Source organism: Pseudoalteromonas sp. BSi20429 (genome assembly GCF_000238895.1).
GTDB lineage: Bacteria > Pseudomonadota > Gammaproteobacteria > Enterobacterales > Alteromonadaceae > Pseudoalteromonas > Pseudoalteromonas arctica.
In genome coordinates, this window is the sequence record NZ_BADV01000059.1 from 1 (window position 1) to 5,518 (window position 5,518).

At 39.3% G+C, this 5,518-nt stretch carries 4 protein-coding genes and 1 pseudogene; all 5 read right to left on the reverse strand.

Annotated elements, in window-relative coordinates; all coding sequences use genetic code 11:
• Positions 1-611 (reverse strand): annotated as a pseudogene (locus tag P20429_RS07975) (SPOR domain-containing protein); the annotation flags it as partial.
• Between the two features lie 11 nt (positions 612-622).
• Positions 623-1,888, reverse strand: a complete 1,266-nt coding sequence (gene folC, locus P20429_RS07970) for a bifunctional tetrahydrofolate synthase/dihydrofolate synthase (protein ID WP_007584097.1) — start codon at positions 1,886-1,888, stop codon at positions 623-625.
• 25 nt (positions 1,889-1,913) lie between these two features.
• Positions 1,914-2,789 carry an acetyl-CoA carboxylase, carboxyltransferase subunit beta gene (gene accD, locus P20429_RS07965; RefSeq protein ID WP_007376856.1) on the reverse strand — a complete coding sequence of 292 codons (876 nt, stop codon included), beginning with the start codon at positions 2,787-2,789 and terminating at the stop codon, positions 1,914-1,916.
• Between the two features lie 140 nt (positions 2,790-2,929).
• Complete coding sequence (gene truA, locus P20429_RS07960; protein ID WP_007584098.1) at positions 2,930-3,727, reverse strand: tRNA pseudouridine(38-40) synthase TruA; 798 nt, start codon at positions 3,725-3,727, stop codon at positions 2,930-2,932.
• A gap of 148 nt (positions 3,728-3,875) precedes the next feature.
• The coding region (locus tag P20429_RS19645) for a FimV/HubP family polar landmark protein (RefSeq protein ID WP_033026889.1) at positions 3,876-5,518 on the reverse strand (1,643 nt) is incomplete at its 5' end.

Here is a 5,518-nt window from a genome sequence, read left to right on the forward strand (position 1 = left end):
ATTTAATTTAGTAAGCTCTTTCAGCGTGGGGAAGCTGTCTTTTGTAATTCATTTTTATCAAGCGAAGGACCAACAAATACCTTGGTTAACGTCCCATTTGGGGTTTTAATCGGTTTAGTAAACGTTTTAAACCCTTCAACTTTTAATTTAGCCTGTAATGCTTTTACATTTGCAACATGTGAAAAACTACCTAATTGAATAACGTAAGCCATACTTGTTAGGTTTTCATCACTTTTACGAGGCGCAATAGGTTTTGGTTTAGCCTGAACAGGTGCCTTAGTGATCGGTGTTGCTTTGGGTTCAATAGTCGCTTCAACAACTTTATTCTCTACAGCGTAGTCACTCTCATCCATAGCGTTTTGCTGCTCAAAAGCTTCATCGTCAGCTTGAATATCTTCAATTTCATCTTGTTTTAGTGGCTCAGCATTAGCCATGTTTTCATCAATTGACTCTTGAAGATCGATTGTTTTGAACTCAGGGCGATCAGGTATCGCTTTAAAGCCCTCTTTATAATGCACTTTTTCGCCATCGAGTATATTAGGGATAAACACAATTGCTGCGATCACTACTATACTTGTTCCGACTAAGCGATTAATAAAACTTGAGTTCACCGACATCCTCTCTATTTTTTAAAGTAATTAATAGCGCCGGCCACTGTAAAAAATGAACCAAATACAATCAACATAGTATCACTTTGTTGTTTTGGTAAAATTACACTCAGTGCCTGTGCCACACTATCATAGCTATTGATAGTATTATGATGAGATATACCCTGCAGCGCATTTTGTAAATTACTTGCAGTGTCGCCTCGCGGACCACTTAAGCTCGCTAATGACCACTCATCGACCAAGTGACTTACTTCTTTAAGTACACCCACTTTATCTTTATCAGCAAGCATAGCGGCTAATGCATGAATTTTAAAGCCTTTATCTTTATAGCTTGATAACTTATTGGCTAAATAACGCGCCGACTCAGGGTTATGTGCTACATCGGTAAAGACTAAAGGCTCAGCGCTTAACTGCTGAAACCGCCCTTCTACAACTAAATTAGCGAGGCAACTTCGTATGACTTGCTCACTAGGTAATAAGCTTAAAACACTTAGCGCAGTTAACGCAGTTGCTGCATTTTGACACGGTATTGCTGGCTTATCTATTACAAAATTATGTTCTTGATATTGCCAATTAAAGCTCTCAGCATTTTCTTTGAAAATAAAGTCACTGCCCGACAACGTCATATTGGCATTAATTTCTTTGCCATAATCAGTCATTGTGTGAGGAATATTTAAATCCCCTATAATAGCAGGCGTGTTTTCACGAAAAATACCGGCTTTGTCATAAGCCACTAACTCTCGCGTATCACCTAGGTACTCTTTATGATCTAAATCGATAGTGGTGATCACACTTGCAAAGGGAGTTACTATATTTGTAGCATCAAAGCGCCCGCCTAGACCAACCTCTAGTAATACATAATCGACCTTACAGCGTTTAAAAATTGCCAACGCACCCAAAGTTCCATATTCAAAATAAGTCAGAGGAGTGTCTTTACGGCCTTGCTCAAGCTGGTGAAAAGCATCTATATGAAATTGGTCTGCCAGTTCTTCGCCATTAACTCGTACACGCTCGTTATAACGAATTAAATGAGGTGATGCGTAAGTACCCACGCTAAAACCTTGCGCTAGTAGTAGCGACTCTAAGCAACGTGCAGTGGTGCCCTTACCGTTTGTACCGGCAATAAGAATAATTTTACTTGGAGTGTTTAAAAGGCCAATATTATTGGCAACATTAGCAACTCGTTCTAAGCCCATTGCAATGTTAGCTGGGTGAACACTTTCTAAATAAAAAAGCCAATCATCAAGGCTTGATGATTGGCTAGGAATTGTTTTTGTCATAGCGTGTAATCAGTAAAGCTGAAATTTACGCTACTCTATGCTCTTGTTCCGTAGAAGGCAAGTTCATAAATTTAGCTAAAATGCGTGCAAGGGTATCGCGCATTTCACGGCGGTCAATAATCATGTCAATTGCACCATGTTCTAGCAAAAATTCACTACGCTGAAAACCTTCTGGTAATGTTTCGCGAACAGTCTGCTCAATAACACGAGGACCAGCAAAACCAATTAACGCTTTAGGTTCAGCAACGTTAATATCACCCAGCATAGCAAGTGATGCAGATACACCACCCATTGTTGGGTCGGTCATTACTGAAATAAATGGAAGACCTTTTTCCGTCATTTTTGCAAGTGCAGCACTTGTTTTAGCCATTTGCATAAGCGACATAAGCGCTTCTTGCATACGTGCTCCGCCTGATGCTGAAAAACAAATAAGCGGCATGTTATGCTCTAAACATTGATCAACAGCATCAACAAAGCGAGCGCCAACAACAGAAGCCATTGAACCACCCATAAATGAGAACTCAAATGCTACCGCTGCCACTGGAATACCTTTTAATCGGCCTTTCATAGCTACAAGTGCATCTTTTTCACCACTTGCTTTTTGCGCTGCACTGATACGGTCAGAGTACTTTTTAGAATCTTTAAACTTAAGAATGTCTTTAGGCTCATGTTGTGTACCAAGCTCTTGACGATCACCTTCATCTAAAAAGTGCTCTAGGCGCTTACGGCCACTAACACGCATGTGATGGTCACACTTAGGACATACGTTTAATGACTTTTCTAATTCAGCTTTATATAAAATTGAATCACACGATGTACACTTAGCCCAAACACCTTCTGGGATTTCTTTACGACCTGATGATTTTGTCGTTTTAGGTAAGATTTTTTCTAGCCAACTCATTTGCAACTCTCTTAATACTGTTCTGTGTCGCGAGCCTGCTAATAGCAATTAGCAGACAAATTTTTTCAATTAAAACATGAATTACACTAACGCGGTATAAAAAACTGGTCTTAGTAGTTAAAAGTGCTTATAAAAAGTACTTATACCACATCTATATCAGGCAAAAATAAAGGGCCTAAAGGTGTTTGAGGAATATTAAATTGCTCAGGGTAGTCAACATCCACTAAATACAAACCAGCAGCCTTAGCGGTAGCACTGGCCTTTGCGCGTTCTTTACAATCAAGTAGCTCTTTTATCCATATAGGTTGTTGTTTATGTAAACCAACATCCATTAAGCTGCCTGTGATATTACGTACCATGTGATGTAAAAATGCATTCGCTTTAATATCAATAATAACGTAAGTACCTTGGCGCTGTACCGACAGATGATGAATTGTTCTTGTCGGTGTATTCGCTTGGCAATGTATCGCTCTAAAAGAGGTGAAATCGTGTTTACCTATTAAGTACTGACACGCCTCTTGCATCTTTGTTTCATCAAGATGATGATGAAAATGCGTAACCCCCTCGTTTAATACCGCACCTCGTAGGGGGGAGTTATAAATAACATAGCGATAACGACGAGCTGTAGCACTAAAACGGGCATGAAAGTCATCAGCAACCGGTTGGGCAAAGCGAATAGCAATATCTTTAGGCATTAAAGTATTCATACCTAGTGTAAATGCGACCATATCGCGATCGGCTTGCGTTTCAAAGTGTATTACTTGGCCTGTACCGTGCACACCAGCATCTGTACGCCCTGCACATATAACTTCAACAGGATGATTACAAATACGCGACAACGCTTTTTCTACTTCTTGCTGTACGCTATTTACATGTGATTGACGCTGCCAACCACTATAACGTGCGCCGTTGTATTCAACTCCAAGTGCTACTCGCATAATTACCGTTTTACCTACTGTGCTAATGAACGAGGCATTTTATGCTATCTAACGATGCAATAAAAGGAGACCTGTCGTAATCAAACCAATACACATAAAAAAACCCGTATTTAGCTAAGCTAGATACGGGTTCTTATAAACATTTTAATTATTTTAGTTTAGCTTTTAAGCTAAGTGCTTCCTCTTGAACTTCTTCAGGACCTTTGTTAATGACATCCTCAATAACTTTAAGCGCAGAATCAAAATCATCAATTTCAATATAAGCACGCGCTAAATCAAGTTTAGCTGAGTAGCCACCACTTTCAGCATCAACATCCGTTGTGTTATCACCTGCAAGTAATGCATCAAACTCACTCAAACCGACATCCATATTAACGTCGGTGTAAGGTTCGTGTTCAAGTTCAGCGTCGTCACTTTCTTCTAATAATGAATCAATATCTACAAATTCGTCATTATCAAGTTGCTCAACATCACTACTTTCAACAAGTGACTCTTTTGTAGTTAATGAATCATCTGTCTCTAAGTCTTCTTTTAGCAAGCTGTCAAAGTCAACATCAAATTCACTGCTGTCATCAACACTTAAGTCTTCAGGCTCTGCTAACTCACTAAGTAATGAATCAAAATCAGTTTGCGTCAAATTCGACATAAACTCTTCATCAAGTTCGTCATCAGAGCTAATATCAGTGCTACCCACTTCTTCTAAGCTTGTTAAATGTGCTTCGCGCTCTGCATTTGTTTGCTCTTGCGATTCGTCTGATAACTCATCAGTTAGCGCTTGCTCTAAACTATCTTCGTCAAATTCAGCATCTAATTCAGAAAAATCATTTTCAATTAAAATCTCATCATCAAAATCATTTTCTAAACTATCTAAATCAGCATCTGCCATAAGTGCGTTTGCTAAATCTTGCTCAGCTTGGCTGGAAGCGACTCCCAGTGCCTCACCATCTAAATCATCCCCTTGTAATTCTTCAGGGGTAAATGGCAACTCACTTTCTAATGTTTCTTGAACTTCATCAAGGTTAAGAGGTTTGATGTCATCTTCAATACTTGGTGGTTCAACAGAATCAACCTCATTATTAATTTCTTGAAGTAAATCATCATCAAGTGACTCATCTTCAATCTCCGTTTCAGTTTCTAATTCAGAGAAGTCATTATCAATTAATAGTTCATCATCAAAATCATCTTCTAAACTATCTAAATCACCATCTGCCATAAGCGCATTTGCGAGATCTTTCTCTGTTTGACTAAGTGCTACTGCATTTTCATCACCCGATGCATCTCCTTTAAGCTCTTGCGACTCAAACGAAGGCTCATTCTCTAATAATGATTGATCATCGTCTAATTCAAGTTCAGGATATTCATCCAACTCTTCACTTGGCGTTACAAGCTCGCTATCAAGCTGCTCTTCAATTTCAGTAAGATCTGAGTCATCGTCGCCCGCTAGCGGATCGTCACCAAGATCAACTTCTATTTCTTCAAGATCATCATCAAGCTCATCTAAAGACCAATCAGGTGTTTCTATATAGTCGTCATCAGTGGCCTGTTGTAGCTCACTTAAAAGCTCATCAACGCTCTTTAAAGTATCATCTGTATATTCTTCAAGTGCATCTTCAGGATCAAGAAGCGACTCTGATGTGTCTGAAAAATCATCAACCGTTACATCTATAAGTTCTGACTCTTCTTCAAGCTTAGGCTCTTCTGCAAGTTCAGGCTCTTCTCCAAGTTCTGGCTCATCGTAAAGCTCTGGCTCTTCTTCAAGCTCTGGCTCTTCTTCAAGCTCTGGCTCTTCTT